We start from the raw sequence: 13,822 nt of genomic DNA, 5'->3' as shown, positions 1-13,822 counted from the left end.
TTATGCCAAGAAGAAGCCATGGTCACTTCTTCTTGCCAAAGCCCGAGAGGCCGGGGGGCAGACCCATGCCACCGCCAAGCCCCGGCAATTTGCCGCCCAGGCCACCGGGCAGCTTGCCACCAAGGGCCTTGGCCGCCTCTTCCATCGCCTGCGGGTCGTTCATGTCGGGCATGCCGCCCTTGCCGAACATGCCCTTCATGGCCTGTTTCAGCATGCCGCCTTTGCCCATCTTGCCCATTTTCTTCATCATGTCCGCCATCTGGCGATGCATCTTGAGCAGCTTGTTGAGGTCAGACACCTCCATGCCCGACCCGGCGGCGATGCGCTTTTTGCGGCTGGCCTGAAGCAGCGCGGGATTGGCGCGCTCTTTCTTGGTCATCGACTGGATCATGGCGATCTGGCGGGTCAGCATCTTGTCGTCGAAGCCGGCATCCTCGACCTGTTTGGCCATCTTGCCCATGCCGGGCATCATGCCCATGAGGCCCTGCATGCCGCCCATCTTCTGCATCTGCTCCAACTGGCCCTTGAGGTCGTTCATGTTGAACTGACCCTTGGCCATGCGGCGCATCATCTTTTCGGCCTCGGCCGCCTCGATGGTTTCCTGCGCCTTTTCCACCAGCGCCACGATATCGCCCATGCCGAGGATACGGCCCGCGATACGCTCTGGCTCGAAGGTTTCGATTGCGTCCATCTTTTCGCCGAGACCGACAAAGCGAATGGGCTTGCCGGTGATCGCGCGCATCGAGAGGGCGGCACCGCCGCGCCCATCGCCATCCATCCGGGTCAGGACCACGCCGGTCACGCCGATCTTGTCGTCAAACTCTGTGGCCACGTTGACCGCGTCCTGACCGGTCAGGCCATCGACCACCAGCAGCGTCTCGCGCGGTTGCGCCACATCGCGCACCGCCGCCGCCTGCGCGATCAGCTCTGCGTCGATGTGCAACCGGCCCGCAGTGTCGAGCATGTAGACGTCATAGCCGCCAAGCGCCGCTTGCGTCTTGGCGCGTTTGGCGATCTGAACCGGGTCTTCGCCCTTGACGATGGGCAGGGTATCGACGCCGATCTGCTTGCCAAGGATGGCCAGCTGTTCCATGGCCGCCGGGCGATTGGTGTCGAGCGACGCCATGAGCACGCGCTTGCCCTCGCGGTCCTTGAGCCGCTTGGCGAGTTTGGCGGTGGTTGTGGTTTTACCCGAGCCTTGCAGGCCGACCATGAGGATTGGCGCAGGCGGGTTGTCGATCTTGAGCGCGCCGGGATCGCCCGCGCCGCGCAGGGTCTCGACCAGTGCGTCATGCACGATCTTGACGACCTGTTGGCCGGGGGTCACGGATTTGGTGACGGCCTGCCCGGTGGCGCGGCTCTCGACGGTCTTGATGAAATCGCGCGCGACCGGCAGCGAGACGTCGGCCTCCAAGAGCGCCACGCGCACTTCGCGCAGGGCGGTTTTCACATCCTCTTCGGATAGCGCGCCCTGTTTCGTCAGCCGGTCAAAGACCCCAGAGAGGCGTTCGGATAGATTTTCAAACATCGCTCAGGCTCCTTTGCCGGTTGCTGCCATGTCACCCCCAACATAAGGGCAACGGTTCAAACGATAAACGCCCCCGTGGGCGCAACGCGCTGACGGGGGGCGATCCCGACACAGGGCCGGGACCGGAAGCATTGGCCTCCGGGAATTGGGGGGCGTTTAGCGCGAGGGTGGGGCAGAGTCAAGCGTGGGGTCGGAGCCGCGCAGCTCACTAAGCCATTGGTTGATCGCGCGCACCGCCTGCGCCGAAGAGCGACTGCTGTCATAGATCTCGGTGATCGGGTGTAAGAGCGGGGGGCCGCCCGCCCCGTCGCGCAGCACGAGCGTGGGGCGGTGCACGCGCCGGCGCACGCGCGACGGATCGGTGCTGGTCTCACCGCCCGACAGCGTGCTCTCGCCCGTGGCGCGGATCAGGTCCGAGAGGTCAAAGACCGTCTCGCGGTGGCGAAAGATGGTGCGCGAGCGCTGGGTCACACGGTCCGTGCCCGCATCGAGGATAAGTTGCAACCGCTCGACAAAGACCCCGATGCCCGCCAACCCCATGCCGCCGCCCACCAGCAGGAACACCAGACCACCCACCAGCGTCTGCGACAGAACCAAGAGCCCGATCGCCGCGAATGTGAGGGTAAAGAGGCTGAGCATGATCGCGATGAACCATGGCATCTCTTCGAGGATCAGCAGATCCGGACTGTTATGCGTGACTTTCATCAGCGTTCTGTTCTGGGTGAGGGTTTAGACATGCTACGCGCATTGCGGGTGATTGCAACCGCCGTGCCGCCGCAGCATAGTTGCGCGGCAATGAGGCGGCCGGGCGGGGTGATCGGTATGATGGAGAATTGGGACGAGGTGCGGACCGCCTATAACGTGGCGCGGATCGGCACGGTAAGCGGCGCGGCAGAGGTGCTGGGCGTGCATCATGCAACCGTCATCCGCCATATCGACGCGCTCGAAGAGCGGCTGGGCGTCAAGCTCTTTCAGCGGCATGCGCGCGGCTATACGCCCACCGAGGCGGGCGAAGACCTGCTCCGGGTGGCGCAGGCGACGGATGATCAGTTCAACCAGTTGGCCGGTCGCATCAAGGGGCAGGGCAATGACGTGTCGGGCGAGCTTGTCGTGACCTCGGTCGGCGGTCTGAGCCATCTGCTCGTGCCGGTGCTGGCCGCGTTTCAAGAGATGTATCCGGCATTGGTGGTGCGTTATCTGACCGGCGACCGCCTGTTTCGGCTGGAATATGGCGAGGCGCATGTGGCGATCCGGGCAGGCTCGGTGCCCGATCAACCCGACAATGTGGTACAGCCCTTCTTTCAACAGCAATTCACCCTTTATGCGAGCGAGGGCTATGTGGCACGCCACGGCCTGCTCAAGGGGCCCGAGGAACTGGCCAAGCACCGGTTCATCGGGGCCGATGACCCCAAGACGCGCGCGCCGTTCCTGCGCTGGCTGCAAGAGAATGTGCCGACTGAGGCCATCGTGTTTCGCTCGGGCGATGTGCACGCACAGCGTAATGCAATTCTCGCCGGGGCCGGGATCGGGTTCACCTCCGTCCTGCAGGCGGCGGAAATGCCGGGGCTCATTCAGGTGATGCCGCCCCGTCCCGAATGGGTCGCACCCCTCTGGCTGGTGACGCATATGGACCTGCACCGCACCACCAAGGTTCAGGCGTTCCTGAGCCATCTCAAGGAGCGCGCAGCGGCGTGGCCAGTGGCGTGACACCAGCCCTCAAGGGGCATCTCGCGATGCTCTGTTTCTCTGGGCTGGTGGCGGGGTCGTTCGCGCTGGGGTCCATGGCGGCGCAGCATATTGCGCCTGCCGCGCTCAACGCACCGCGATTTCTGCTGGCCGCCGTGATCCTCGGCACGGGGGCGATGCTGGGCCGAGGCATTCCGCGCGGCACATGGTCGGCCCCGTGGCGCTACTTGCTGCTTGGCGGTGCGATGGGACTCTATTTCGTGATGATGTTCGAGGGGCTCAAGACCGCAGCGCCGGTGTCGGCAGCGGCGGTCTTTACCCTCACCCCGATCATGGCGGGCATCGCCGGCTATCTGCTCTTGCGCCAGATCACAACTCCGCGCATGGCGGTTGCCTTGGGCGTTGGGGCGATGGGCGCGCTTTGGGTCATCTTTCGCGCTGATGTCTCGGCGCTCATGGCGTTCGAGGTCGGGCGCGGCGAGGCGATCTATTTCTTCGGCTGCGCGGCCCATGCCATCTATACGCCGCTGGTGCGCCGCCTCAATCGCGGCGAGCGCCCGGTGGTGTTTTCCTTTGGGACGATGCTTGGGGCGGCGCTCTTGGTGACAGCCGCAGGTTGGGGCGACCTGCGCGCGACCGATTGGTCAAGCTTGCCCGCCATCGTCTGGATCACCATTGTCTACACGGCGGTCTTTGCCACGGCGATAACCTTTGTCTGCCTGCAATACGCCAGCCTCAACCTGCCCAGTGCCAAGGTGATGGCCTATACCTATCTCACCCCCACTTGGGTTGCGCTCTGGCAGACGGCGTTGGGGCATCCCTTGCCACAGCCGGTGGTGCTCATGGGGGTGGGGCTGACGGTGGTTGCGCTGGTGCTGTTGCTAAAGGATGAAAGTGCCGCGATCAGATAGCGCCACCGCGCCTCAGCCCTCATCCGGCAGTTCTGCCTTGAGAAACCGCTCGAACGCATCAAGATTGACCGCCTCGAACTGCCCAAAGCTCTGCATCCAGATCGAGGCATCGCGCAGTGCGTCCGGTTCCAGCTTGCACCATGTCACGCGGCCCCGGCGTTCCTGAGTGATCAGCCCGGCGCGGCCCAGAATGACCAGATGCTTGGAAATCGCGGCAAGACTCATCTCGAAGGGTTCGGCCACATCCGTCACCGCCATGTCATCCTCCAGCAGCATCGACAGGATCGCGCGCCGGGTGGGATCGGCGAGGGCGGCAAAGACCATATCGAGGGCGGGCGCAGTGTGCATGCCCTTCATAAGCCCAAGCGTACGCCCTGCGTCAACGGCTGATCCATGGTGCAAGGGCTGAAATCGGCCTTGATCTGTGACAAGGTGGGCGCGCGCGCCAGCCGTTAGGCTGGGCAGACGCGAAACGGAAACACGAAAGGAAAGACCATGTTCTCGACAATCCTGGTTCCGGTCGATCTGCTCCACAAGGACACATTGGCCAAGGCGCTTGATGTGGCGGGCGATATCGCCAAACGCCACGGTGCCCGTATCATAGTGGTGGGCGTGGGAGGAGAGCTGCCCAACGAGCTTGGCCATAACGCCGCCGAGTTCACGCAGACACTCCATCGTTTTGCCGATGATCTGCGTGACAAATATGCCGTCACGGTCGAAGCCGAACCGATTATCAGCCATGACCCCGAGGTCGAAACCACATCGGCACTGATGCACGCGATTGAGCGGACCGGTGCGGATCTTGTGGTGGTGGCCAGCCACGTGCCCGGCTTTCTTGAGCATATCTTTGCCTCGCACGGAGGTTATATCGCCGCACATGCCAAGGTGTCGGTCCTGGTGGTGCGGTAAAAACTCAACCAATCGGTTGAATATGCCAAACCGCCCCAAATGGCCTTTGGGGCGGTTGCGGCCGAATGGCTCCCCAGTTTCATTTAAGCAAAAAAACTCAATAAAACATAGGCTTGCGCCAATGCTGCAGGTGCGCCCGGAGTGCTTGACTCATGCCGCCCTTAGCCCTAGCAAGTGCGCAACATCCTGAGGGGGCTTTCGTGACCGATCCCGAGCAGCGCGCGCAACTGGCAGAGCTGGAGGCGAAGATCGCAAAGCTCAAGGCGAAGGACGCGCCCAAGCCTCATCAGGAAGAGCATTATTCTCAGGCGCAAATGGCCTGGCGGATGGTGATCGAGCTGGTGGCCGGTCTTTTGATCGGCTTCGGCATGGGATACGGGCTGGATATCCTCTTGGGGACGATGCCGGTGTTCCTTGTCATCTTCACGTTGCTGGGGGTGGCCGCGGGCGTCAAGACGATGATGCGCAGCGCCGCCGAGATCCAGCAAGGCATGGACAAGCCCGCGCAAGGCGGGGATGAGAGGGCAAAGAATGGCGACTGAAGCGCACGGTGCCGGGGAACCCGGTCTGGTTTTCCACCCGATGGATCAGTTCATGGTCAAGCCGCTCTTTGGCGACGGTGCCGTGGGCGTCTTTACCCTGACCAATGTCACGCTTTGGATGGCGCTGACGGTTCTGGCGATCATCGCACTTCTGGTCATGGGCACCTCGCGCCGGGCCACAATCCCCACGCGCACGCAATCCGTGGCCGAGCTTCTTTATGATTTCGTCCGCAAGATGGTCGAGGATGTCGCGGGCAAGGACGCGCTGGTGTTCTTCCCCTATATCATGACGCTGTTTCTGTTCATCCTCTTCGCCAACTTCCTCGGCCTTCTGCCGATGGCCTTCACCACCACGAGCCATATCGCGGTGACGGCTGTGATGGCGGTGATGGTGTTCCTGACCGTGACCATCGTGGGCTTCGTCAAGCATGGCGCGGGGTTTCTTGGGCTGTTCTGGGTCAGTTCCGCGCCGCTCGCGCTGCGCCCGGTTCTGGCGCTGATCGAGGTGATTTCCTACTTCGTGCGTCCCGTCAGCCACTCGATCCGTCTTGCCGGTAACATGATGGCCGGTCACGCCGTGGTCAAAGTGTTCGCGGCCTTCGCGCCGATGATCCTGATCTCGACCGGGATCGGCATCGTGGTGACGCCGCTTTCGATCCTCGCTATCTCGACCATCTATGCGCTCGAGGTGCTGGTGGCCTTCATTCAGGCCTACGTCTTTACCATCCTGACCTGTGTCTATCTCAAGGATGCCCTGCATCCGAGCCACTAACAGGAGGCGGTGGGTTTCGCCCACCTTACGAAACGACGGCGGGTTCGCCCGTCTCACGACCAACCGACCAATGCCAATTCCAACGTAAGGAGACATCACTATGGAAGGCGATATCGTTCAAATGGGTGCATATATCGGCGCTGGCCTGGCCTGCATGGGCATGGGCGGGGCTGCGATGGGTGTGGGCAATGTTGCCGGCAACTTCCTCGCTGGCGCGCTGCGCAACCCTTCGGCCGCTGCTGGCCAGACCGCGACGCTGTTCATCGGCATCGCCTTCGCAGAAGCTCTGGGGATCTTCTCGTTCCTCGTCGCGCTTCTGCTGATGTTCGCTGTCTAAGTCTCTCGGGTAGCTGATCCTTACGGCTGGGGGGTGGCGCACCGCCACCCCTCGGTGACACGGAACTTTCCCTAGGAGGACGACATGGCAAGCGAAACGCATGACGCCGCTGGTCAAGCCGCATCCACGCCGGGCCTGCCCCAGCTGGATTTTTCGACCTTTGGCAACCAGATTTTCTGGCTCCTCGTCACGCTGGTCGTGATTTACTTTGTCCTGTCACGCATCGCGCTGCCGCGCATCGCGGCCGTGTTGGCAGAGCGTAAGGGAGCCATCACAAACGACCTCGCCGCTGCCGAGGACCTCAAGGCCAAGGCGGTTGAGGCGGAACAGGCTTATCTCAAGGCGCTGGCCGATGCCCGTGCCGAGGCACAGACCATCGTGGGTCAGGCCAAGGCCGAGATCAAGGCCGAGCTGGACGCCGCCACCGCCAAGGCGGATGCCGAGATTGCCGCCCGCGCAGCGGAAGGCGAACAAAAGATTGCCGACATCCGGGCCAGTGCCATGGACAGCGTCAAGGAAGTGGCCGTCGCGGCCGCAGCCGAGATCGTTGCCGTCATGGGTGGCAAGGCCGACGCGAAAACCGTCGGGGCCGCTGTTGCCGACCGGATGAAGGGATAACCGCCATGCAAAAGACGCTTCTGACCATGGTTGCCGCCGTCTTCGCCAGCCCCGCGCTGGCGGCTTCGGGTCCGTTCTTCTCGCTCGCCAATACCAATTTCGTGGTTCTGCTCGCCTTCCTGCTCTTTGTCGGCTTCCTGATTTACGTCAAGGTGCCCGTACTCTTGGGCAAGAAACTCGACGAGCGGGCCGATAATATCAAGGCCGAACTCGACGAGGCGCGCGCGCTGCGCGAAGAGGCACAGACCCTGCTTGCCAGCTATGAGCGCAAGCAAAAGGATGTGCAGGCGCAGGCCGACCGTATCGTGGCGCATGCCAAGGAAGAGGCCAACGCCGCCGCCGAAGAGGCCAAGGATGAGATCAAGGCTTCGATCGCCCGCCGTATGCAGGCCGCCGAAGAGCAGATCGCCAGCGCCGAGGCACGCGCCATCCGCGACGTGCGCGATCAGGCTGTTGTCGTGGCCGTCGCTGCGGCGCGCGACGTGATCGCCAAGCAGATGACCGCCGCTGATGGCAATGCTTTGATCGACGCCGCCATCGCGGATGTCGAAGCCAAGCTGCACTAAGCAACCGTATTTTACAGAACTGGCCCGGGTCGGAAACGTCCCGGGCTTTTTCATATCTGTTTGGCTTTTGTGATCACAAAAACTCAGATCGCCCAAGCGACTCTGTTCGACTTTTGACAGTTTCATCCAGAGACTCAGGCAAACCCACCCGGAAAACCTGATTCCCATTATGCTTATTTGTGATCACACGATTATTTTCGTGATCACAAACGCAAGATTTTTGCGGCCAATTGACCCAAAACCGGGGTTTTGACGCGTCGGGCAGGTGACATGCCTGAGAAAAAGTATAACAAGAAACGCAGCAAAAGACGGCTGTCGCGCCGCCCGCCATCTGCAAAGGAGTTGCTCCATGGCTGAAACCAAACCGGTTGAACGCCCGCTTTCGCCGCACCTGCAAATCTACCGCCCGCAACTAACCTCGATCACCTCGATCCTGACCCGGATTACCGGCAATGCGCTGATCGTGGCGGCGCTCTTGATTGTGTGGTGGCTCTTGGCGGCTTCCACCTCTGACGCCTATTTCGCAATGGCCGATGCGGTCGTTACCTCCTGGTTCGGCGATCTGGTCCTGTCGCTCTCGGTCTGGGCGATATGGTACCACTATCTCGCCGGGCTGCGGCACCTCTATTTCGATGCGGGCAAGGGGATGGATATTCCAACCGCCGAGAAACTCGGCTGGGGCTGCATCATCGGTTCGGTCGTTCTGACCGTCATCACCCTGCTTCTGGTCTGAGGAGAGCATCATGCGATATCTGACCGCACGCAAACGCGCCGAGGGCAAAGGCGCTGCTGGCACCGGGACCGAACATTTCTGGTATATGAAACTGTCCGGCGTCGGCCTTGCGCTGATTATCCCGGTGTTTCTGGTGGCCTTTGGCCGCGCGCTTGGCGGCGACCGCGCCGAGGTGCTGGCCGCATTTTCGCATCCGGCGATGGCCATTCTCACCGGCCTCGTGATCTTTTTCGGCCTTCGGCACTTTGCCAGCGGCGCGCAGACGATGATCGAGGATTACAGCCACGGCAGCACACGCCGCGGCCTGATTATTGCCGTGACCGTTCTGAGTTACGGGCTGATCGCCACCGGGCTTTTCGCCCTCGCCAAGATCGCGCTGTGAGGACCTGAACAAATGGCTGCTTATGAATACGAGACGCATGATTATGACGTCGTGGTTGTGGGCGCGGGCGGCGCGGGCCTGCGGGCCACGCTCGGCATGGCCGAACAGGGCCTGCGCACGGCCTGCGTGACCAAGGTTTTCCCGACCCGCTCGCACACTGTCGCCGCACAGGGCGGCATCGCCGCAAGCCTTGGCAACATGGGCCCCGATAGCTGGCAGTGGCATATGTATGACACGGTCAAGGGTTCGGACTGGTTGGGCGATACCGACGCGATGGAATACCTCGCGCGTGAGGCGCCCAAGGCCGTCTACGAGCTCGAACATTACGGCGTGCCGTTCTCGCGCACCGAAGAGGGCAAGATCTATCAGCGCCCGTTTGGTGGCCATACCACCGAATTTGGCGAAGGCCCGCCCGTGCAGCGCACCTGTGCCGCCGCCGACCGCACTGGCCACGCCATTCTGCACACGCTCTATGGTCAGAGCCTCAAGCAGAAGGCCGAGTTCTACATCGAATATTTCGCCATTGATCTGGTGATGACCGATGGCGCCTGCACCGGCGTCGTTTGCTGGAAACTCGACGATGGCACCATCCATGTCTTTAACGCCAAGATGGTCGTGCTCGCCACCGGCGGCTATGGCCGCGCCTATTTCAGCGCCACCTCTGCCCATACCTGCACCGGCGACGGTGGCGGGATGGTGGCTCGCGCCGGTCTGCCGCTGCAAGACATGGAATTCGTGCAGTTCCACCCCACGGGCATTTTCGGGGCTGGTTGCCTGATTACCGAGGGTGCGCGCGGCGAGGGGGGATACCTCACCAATTCCGAGGGCGAGCGTTTCATGGAACGCTACGCGCCTAACTACAAGGATCTCGCCCCGCGTGACTATGTCAGCCGCTGCATGACCATGGAAATCCGCGAAGGGCGCGGCGTGGGGGCGGATGGCGATCACATCCACCTCAACCTCAGCCACCTGCCGCCCGAGGCGCTGCACCTGCGCCTGCCCGGCATTTCCGAATCCGCACGCATCTTTGCGGGCGTTGACGTGACCAAGGAACCGATCCCGGTTCTGCCCACCGTGCATTACAACATGGGCGGCGTGCCGACGAATTACTGGGGCGAGGTGGTCAATCCCACTCAGGACAATCCCCATGCCGTCGTGCCCGGTCTCATGGCCGTGGGCGAGGCGGGCTGCGCATCTGTGCATGGCGCGAACCGGCTTGGCTCCAACTCGCTCATCGACCTTGTGGTCTTTGGCCGCGCCGCCGCCATTCGCGCAGGCAAGGTCGTGGATCGCGACGCGGCGGTGCCCGCCACCAACAAGGCCGAGGTGGACAAGGCGCTCAGCCGCTTTGACGGGCTGCGCCACGCCACCGGCACCGTGCCCACCGCCGAATTGCGGCTCGAAATGCAGCGCACGATGCAGGCCGATGCCGCCGTGTTCCGCACCTCGAAAACGCTGGCCGAAGGCGTGGAGAAGATGAAGACCGTCGCGGCCAAGATGGATGACATCAAGGTCACGGACCGCAGCCTTGTGTGGAACAGCGACCTGATGGAAACGCTGGAGCTGACCAATCTCATGCCCAATGCGCTGGCCACGATCTTTGGGGCCGAGGCCCGCAAGGAAAGCCGCGGCGCCCACGCGCATGAGGATTTCAGCACCCGCGACGATGAAAACTGGCGCGTGCACACCATCGCACGGGTCGAGGGCAATAGCGTTGACCTCAGCTATCGCCCGATCATCACCGATCCTCTGACTGCCGAGGACAAGGGTGGCATCAGCCTCAAGAAGATCGCGCCGAAGGAACGGACGTTCTGATGCGGATCCTCTTGGCCTGTCTTGCGCTTGCGACGCTGGGTGCCTGTGACGCGACCAATCAGGTCGCCGACACCCTCGCGCGCGAGCGGGCCAAGAGCGTGGTCAACACGGTCGTCGCACAGCGCTTTCCGGGTCTCAACGCCGCCCCGATCACCGATTGCGTGATTGATGCCGCCTCTGCCGGAGAGATCATTCAGATCGCAAGCGCCAGCGTGGCCGGTGTCACGCCTGAAACCACGCAGCAAGTGATCGCAATCGCACAGCGCCCCGAGGCCGTGCAATGTATTGCCCAAAATAGCCTGACCCTGCTGGGCGGCTGACAAGGAGTAGCAAGATGGTTCAACTCACACTCCCCAAGAATTCGCGCATGACCACGGGCAAGACATGGCCCAAGCCCGAGGGTGCCAAGACTGTGCGCAAGTTCCAGATTTACCGCTGGAACCCGGACGATGGCAAAAACCCGCGCGTCGACACCTATTTCGTGGATATGGACACCTGCGGCCCGATGGTTCTGGACGCGCTGATCAAGATCAAGAACGAGATTGATCCCACGCTGACCTTCCGCCGCTCCTGCCGCGAGGGGATTTGCGGCTCTTGTGCCATGAATATCGACGGGATCAACACGCTGGCCTGCATCTATGGCATGGACGAGATCAAGGGCGATGTGAAAATCTACCCGCTGCCGCATATGCCGGTGGTCAAGGACCTGATCCCCGACCTCACGCATTTCTACGCGCAGCACGCCAGCATCATGCCCTGGCTCGAGACCAAGACCAACCGCCCTGCAAAGGAGTGGCGGCAGAGCATCGAGGACCGCGAGAAACTCGACGGGCTCTATGAATGTGTGATGTGCGCCTCCTGCTCTACCTCTTGCCCGTCCTATTGGTGGAACGGCGACAAATACCTTGGACCGGCCGCACTCCTCCATGCCTATCGCTGGATCATCGACAGCCGTGACGAGGCCACGGGCGAGCGTCTGGATGATCTCGAAGACCCGTTCAAACTGTATCGTTGCCACACGATCATGAACTGCACCAAGACCTGCCCCAAGGGTCTCAACCCCGCCAAGGCCATCGCCGAAATCAAGAAGATGATGGTCGAGCGGCACGTGTAAGCGGGCAGGGGTCATGGCAGGCGAAGGATTATGGTCCGCGCTGCTCTTGGCCCTCTTTGCAGGCGCGGCCATGCCTCTCGGGGCGGCGCTCGCGCTCTCCGCAACCTGTCGGCGGCTGCCCGCACCTGCAACCCATGGCATCGTCGCCTTTGGCGGCGGTGCGCTCTTGGCGGCCATTGCGCTGGTGCTTGTGCCGCACGCGCGCGACACGCTCTCTGCCCCGGTCGCGCTTTCGGCCTTCGCGGCGGGCGGGGTCGCGTTCTTTGCGATTGACCGCGCGCTCGAGTCGCGGGGCGGACGCGGCGCGCAGCTTATGGCGATGCTGCTCGACTTCCTGCCCGAGGCCATGGCCATCGGCGCCATGCTCACGGCGCAGGCCGAGCGTGCCTTGCTGTTGGCGGGGCTGATTTTCCTGCAAAACCTGCCCGAGGGCTTTGCCGCCTTTCGCGATATCCGGCGCGGTGGGGCGGTCCGGGGGTATCGGATCGTCTTGCTCTTTGCCGGGCTTGCCCTGCTTGGCCCGGTCTGCGCGGGTCTTGGCTTTTCCTTCCTGTCGCAAATGCCGCAGGTGCTTGGGGGGATCATGATGTTCGCGGCGGGTGGTATCCTCTACCTGATCTTTCAGGATATCGCGCCTGCGGCCCATGCCCGCCGCAGTTGGTTGCCGCCCCTCGGTGCGGTCTTTGGTTTCACGCTCGGTCTGGCCGGGGATATGCTGATCGGCTGAGGGGCGTGCCTTGCGCCGGGCGCATGGCGAGACTGCGTCCTTGGCGGTTTATGCCGCAGCGCAGAGGATTATGTAGGTGTCATGGAAATATGGAGATAAACCCATGGCTTACCCGGTTAAAACCCCCGCCGCCCCCGATCCGAAACCGGCCCCGATCACACCCGATTGGGTCGCGGTCTATTACACGCCTGAAACCCCCGCCAACCTGCCCCAAGCGCCCCAAGCCCCCGGTCTGGACGCACTCGAACAGATGTATGCCTATTACGAGGCGTGACAGCCTACCAATAGGCCGGATCGCTGAGCGCGGGCGCGCAACGCGCGCGCCCCTTGCGCGGTGTCAGGGGTTGGCCTGTCAACGATTGTGCAAGCCAACCCTCGGGCTGTGACAGCGCAAAGGGCGCGGCCACCTCATCCACCGTGACCGGAGAAAACCCCACCCGGCTGTAAAATGCCGGGTCCCCATAGGTCACTACCGCTTCGACCCCGGCGGCGCGCAGCGCCTCCAGCGCCTCTGAAATCATACGCTGCCCGATGCCCTGGCCCTGTCGTTCCGGGGCCACAGCAACCGGAGACAGAAGATAGGCGATCCCTGTTTCACCGTCATGGCGCAGCCGCGTCAGGATACAGGCACCAACAAACCCCTCGTCCTCGATGTAAAAGACGTGCAACTCGTCCGGATCGGTCGTGTCCATCAGGCTTCGGACCAAGGTGCCGATCAACACGCCTTCCTCTGGTCCCTCAGAGGCGGTGAAGGTGGTTTCGAAAAGTCGGGCGATCGCGGCGTTGCGATCTTGTGCCGGCTTGGTTTGCTGCGGCGTCATTCCACCGCCCGGATCAGCTTGCGCTCGAGCACCCGCAGCACGGTGCGCAGGTCATGGCCGCGCTTGAGCACCTGACCATCCATGCCGATCACCGCATATTGCCCCTGTTTGCCCTGCAATTTTGGCCGTTTTTCGATCCGGTAGAGCGGATGTTCGGCGGTGCGCCGAAAGACTGAAAAGACCGCCACCTCGCGCAGGCAGGATATGCCGTAATCGCGCCATTCCCCCGCTGCGACCATCCGCCCGTAGAGCGACAGGATCACACCCAGTTCGCTGCGCTGGAACGCCACTTGTGGGGCCGAGGAAGGAGCGCCCGCAAGCGGGCCAAGGCTTTGCAAATTCATGCTTTCAGAGTTGCGCC

At 62.6% G+C, this 13,822-nt stretch carries 20 protein-coding genes; 15 read left to right on the top strand and 5 right to left on the bottom strand.

Translation table 11 applies throughout. From position 1 onward, the window contains the following. Positions 1-22: 22 nt before the first annotated feature. Both ffh and ROSMUC_RS05180 read right to left on the bottom strand, forming a co-directional pair. Positions 23-1,528, bottom strand: a complete 1,506-nt coding sequence (gene ffh, locus ROSMUC_RS05185) for a signal recognition particle protein (protein ID WP_037270309.1) — start codon at positions 1,526-1,528, stop codon at positions 23-25. Between the two features lie 156 nt (positions 1,529-1,684). Next, on the bottom strand, positions 1,685-2,233 hold the full coding sequence (locus ROSMUC_RS05180) for a hypothetical protein (RefSeq protein ID WP_037270308.1): 549 nt from the start codon (positions 2,231-2,233) through the stop codon (positions 1,685-1,687). Positions 2,234-2,353: 120 nt separating this feature from the next. Between ROSMUC_RS05180 and ROSMUC_RS05175 the strand changes: the two genes are divergently transcribed. Together ROSMUC_RS05175 and ROSMUC_RS05170 are read left to right on the top strand one after the other, a co-directional pair. Next, on the top strand, positions 2,354-3,235 hold the full coding sequence (locus ROSMUC_RS05175) for a LysR family transcriptional regulator (protein WP_037270449.1): 882 nt from the start codon (positions 2,354-2,356) through the stop codon (positions 3,233-3,235). Further along, positions 3,232-4,125: a DMT family transporter gene (locus ROSMUC_RS05170; protein ID WP_102105878.1), complete on the top strand. Its 894-nt coding sequence runs from the start codon at positions 3,232-3,234 to the stop codon at positions 4,123-4,125. The genes ROSMUC_RS05175 and ROSMUC_RS05170 overlap by 4 nt, the downstream gene beginning before the upstream one ends. Positions 4,126-4,137: 12 nt before the next feature. Here ROSMUC_RS05170 and ROSMUC_RS05165 read toward each other — a convergent pair whose 3' ends face one another. Continuing rightward, on the bottom strand, positions 4,138-4,473 hold the full coding sequence (locus ROSMUC_RS05165; RefSeq protein WP_037270446.1) for an ArsR/SmtB family transcription factor: 336 nt from the start codon (positions 4,471-4,473) through the stop codon (positions 4,138-4,140). Between the two features lie 147 nt (positions 4,474-4,620). On the opposite strand from ROSMUC_RS05165, the gene ROSMUC_RS05160 reads away from it, so the two are divergent. The 13 genes from ROSMUC_RS05160 (at position 4,621) to ROSMUC_RS20970 (ending at position 12,914) form a co-directional block, all read left to right on the top strand. Next, entirely contained in the window at positions 4,621-5,034 is a 414-nt protein-coding gene (locus ROSMUC_RS05160; protein ID WP_037270305.1) for a universal stress protein, read from the top strand. Positions 5,035-5,234: 200 nt separating this feature from the next. Further along, the gene (locus tag ROSMUC_RS05155; protein WP_037270303.1) at positions 5,235-5,576 is read left to right on the top strand and encodes an AtpZ/AtpI family protein; all 342 of its coding nucleotides are present in this window, start codon (positions 5,235-5,237) and stop codon (positions 5,574-5,576) included. Further along, positions 5,566-6,348 carry a F0F1 ATP synthase subunit A gene (locus ROSMUC_RS05150; protein WP_037270301.1) on the top strand — a complete coding sequence of 261 codons (783 nt, stop codon included), beginning with the start codon at positions 5,566-5,568 and terminating at the stop codon, positions 6,346-6,348. Before ROSMUC_RS05155 ends, ROSMUC_RS05150 begins: the two co-directional genes overlap by 11 nt. Positions 6,349-6,448: 100 nt before the next feature. After that, positions 6,449-6,685 (top strand): F0F1 ATP synthase subunit C, encoded by a 237-nt coding sequence (locus ROSMUC_RS05145; protein ID WP_008279665.1) that lies wholly within the window; start codon positions 6,449-6,451, stop codon positions 6,683-6,685. A gap of 84 nt (positions 6,686-6,769) precedes the next feature. After that, complete coding sequence (locus ROSMUC_RS05140) at positions 6,770-7,303, top strand: F0F1 ATP synthase subunit B' (protein ID WP_037270299.1); 534 nt, start codon at positions 6,770-6,772, stop codon at positions 7,301-7,303. A 5-nt stretch (positions 7,304-7,308) separates the two neighbouring features. Then, a complete protein-coding gene (locus ROSMUC_RS05135) occupies positions 7,309-7,869 on the top strand; it encodes a F0F1 ATP synthase subunit B (RefSeq protein ID WP_037270297.1) in 561 nt (186 codons plus the stop codon). Positions 7,870-8,218: 349 nt separating this feature from the next. After that, the gene (gene sdhC / locus ROSMUC_RS05130) at positions 8,219-8,602 is read left to right on the top strand and encodes a succinate dehydrogenase, cytochrome b556 subunit (protein WP_037270295.1); all 384 of its coding nucleotides are present in this window, start codon (positions 8,219-8,221) and stop codon (positions 8,600-8,602) included. A 10-nt stretch (positions 8,603-8,612) separates the two neighbouring features. Then, on the top strand, positions 8,613-8,984 hold the full coding sequence (gene sdhD / locus ROSMUC_RS05125) for a succinate dehydrogenase, hydrophobic membrane anchor protein (protein ID WP_037270293.1): 372 nt from the start codon (positions 8,613-8,615) through the stop codon (positions 8,982-8,984). Positions 8,985-8,996: 12 nt separating this feature from the next. Then, positions 8,997-10,799 carry a succinate dehydrogenase flavoprotein subunit gene (sdhA, locus tag ROSMUC_RS05120; protein WP_037270291.1) on the top strand — a complete coding sequence of 601 codons (1,803 nt, stop codon included), beginning with the start codon at positions 8,997-8,999 and terminating at the stop codon, positions 10,797-10,799. After that, entirely contained in the window at positions 10,799-11,119 is a 321-nt protein-coding gene (locus tag ROSMUC_RS05115; protein WP_037270289.1) for a hypothetical protein, read from the top strand. Before sdhA ends, ROSMUC_RS05115 begins: the two co-directional genes overlap by 1 nt. A gap of 14 nt (positions 11,120-11,133) precedes the next feature. After that, positions 11,134-11,913 carry a succinate dehydrogenase iron-sulfur subunit gene (locus ROSMUC_RS05110; protein WP_008279657.1) on the top strand — a complete coding sequence of 260 codons (780 nt, stop codon included), beginning with the start codon at positions 11,134-11,136 and terminating at the stop codon, positions 11,911-11,913. Positions 11,914-11,926: 13 nt separating this feature from the next. Then, positions 11,927-12,640: a ZIP family metal transporter gene (locus ROSMUC_RS05105; protein WP_037270286.1), complete on the top strand. Its 714-nt coding sequence runs from the start codon at positions 11,927-11,929 to the stop codon at positions 12,638-12,640. A 103-nt stretch (positions 12,641-12,743) separates the two neighbouring features. Next, a complete protein-coding gene (locus tag ROSMUC_RS20970; RefSeq protein ID WP_170062552.1) occupies positions 12,744-12,914 on the top strand; it encodes a hypothetical protein in 171 nt (56 codons plus the stop codon). Positions 12,915-12,918: 4 nt separating this feature from the next. On the opposite strand, the gene ROSMUC_RS05100 is transcribed toward ROSMUC_RS20970, so the two are convergent. Both ROSMUC_RS05100 and ROSMUC_RS05095 read right to left on the bottom strand, forming a co-directional pair. Continuing rightward, positions 12,919-13,461, bottom strand: coding sequence for a GNAT family N-acetyltransferase (locus tag ROSMUC_RS05100; protein ID WP_037270284.1), 543 nt, complete (start codon positions 13,459-13,461; stop codon positions 12,919-12,921). Further along, on the bottom strand, positions 13,458-13,805 hold the full coding sequence (locus ROSMUC_RS05095) for a DUF2794 domain-containing protein (protein ID WP_037270283.1): 348 nt from the start codon (positions 13,803-13,805) through the stop codon (positions 13,458-13,460). The genes ROSMUC_RS05100 and ROSMUC_RS05095 overlap by 4 nt, the downstream gene beginning before the upstream one ends. Positions 13,806-13,822: the final 17 nt, after the last annotated feature.

Origin of the sequence: Roseovarius mucosus DSM 17069 (genome assembly GCF_000768555.3) — a bacterium.
GTDB lineage: Bacteria > Pseudomonadota > Alphaproteobacteria > Rhodobacterales > Rhodobacteraceae > Roseovarius > Roseovarius mucosus.
Note: the sequence above shows the minus strand (reverse complement) of the source record. Positions and strands in the feature narration are given on the sequence as shown.

Coding starts and splice junctions, on each gene's coding strand:
- ROSMUC_RS20970 (WP_170062552.1), top strand. CDS start 12,744: ATGGCTTACCCGGTTAAAACCCCCGCCGCCCCCGATCCGAAACCGGCC.
- ROSMUC_RS05135 (WP_037270297.1), top strand. CDS start 7,309: ATGCAAAAGACGCTTCTGACCATGGTTGCCGCCGTCTTCGCCAGCCCC.
- ROSMUC_RS05145 (WP_008279665.1), top strand. CDS start 6,449: ATGGAAGGCGATATCGTTCAAATGGGTGCATATATCGGCGCTGGCCTG.
- ROSMUC_RS05110 (WP_008279657.1), top strand. CDS start 11,134: ATGGTTCAACTCACACTCCCCAAGAATTCGCGCATGACCACGGGCAAG.
- sdhC (WP_037270295.1), top strand. CDS start 8,219: ATGGCTGAAACCAAACCGGTTGAACGCCCGCTTTCGCCGCACCTGCAA.
- ROSMUC_RS05160 (WP_037270305.1), top strand. CDS start 4,621: ATGTTCTCGACAATCCTGGTTCCGGTCGATCTGCTCCACAAGGACACA.
- ROSMUC_RS05115 (WP_037270289.1), top strand. CDS start 10,799: ATGCGGATCCTCTTGGCCTGTCTTGCGCTTGCGACGCTGGGTGCCTGT.
- sdhD (WP_037270293.1), top strand. CDS start 8,613: ATGCGATATCTGACCGCACGCAAACGCGCCGAGGGCAAAGGCGCTGCT.
- ffh (WP_037270309.1), bottom strand. CDS start 1,528: ATGTTTGAAAATCTATCCGAACGCCTCTCTGGGGTCTTTGACCGGCTG.
- ROSMUC_RS05180 (WP_037270308.1), bottom strand. CDS start 2,233: ATGAAAGTCACGCATAACAGTCCGGATCTGCTGATCCTCGAAGAGATG.
- ROSMUC_RS05165 (WP_037270446.1), bottom strand. CDS start 4,473: ATGCACACTGCGCCCGCCCTCGATATGGTCTTTGCCGCCCTCGCCGAT.
- ROSMUC_RS05105 (WP_037270286.1), top strand. CDS start 11,927: ATGGCAGGCGAAGGATTATGGTCCGCGCTGCTCTTGGCCCTCTTTGCA.
- ROSMUC_RS05100 (WP_037270284.1), bottom strand. CDS start 13,461: ATGACGCCGCAGCAAACCAAGCCGGCACAAGATCGCAACGCCGCGATC.
- sdhA (WP_037270291.1), top strand. CDS start 8,997: ATGGCTGCTTATGAATACGAGACGCATGATTATGACGTCGTGGTTGTG.
- ROSMUC_RS05175 (WP_037270449.1), top strand. CDS start 2,354: ATGGAGAATTGGGACGAGGTGCGGACCGCCTATAACGTGGCGCGGATC.
- ROSMUC_RS05140 (WP_037270299.1), top strand. CDS start 6,770: ATGGCAAGCGAAACGCATGACGCCGCTGGTCAAGCCGCATCCACGCCG.
- ROSMUC_RS05150 (WP_037270301.1), top strand. CDS start 5,566: ATGGCGACTGAAGCGCACGGTGCCGGGGAACCCGGTCTGGTTTTCCAC.
- ROSMUC_RS05095 (WP_037270283.1), bottom strand. CDS start 13,805: ATGAATTTGCAAAGCCTTGGCCCGCTTGCGGGCGCTCCTTCCTCGGCC.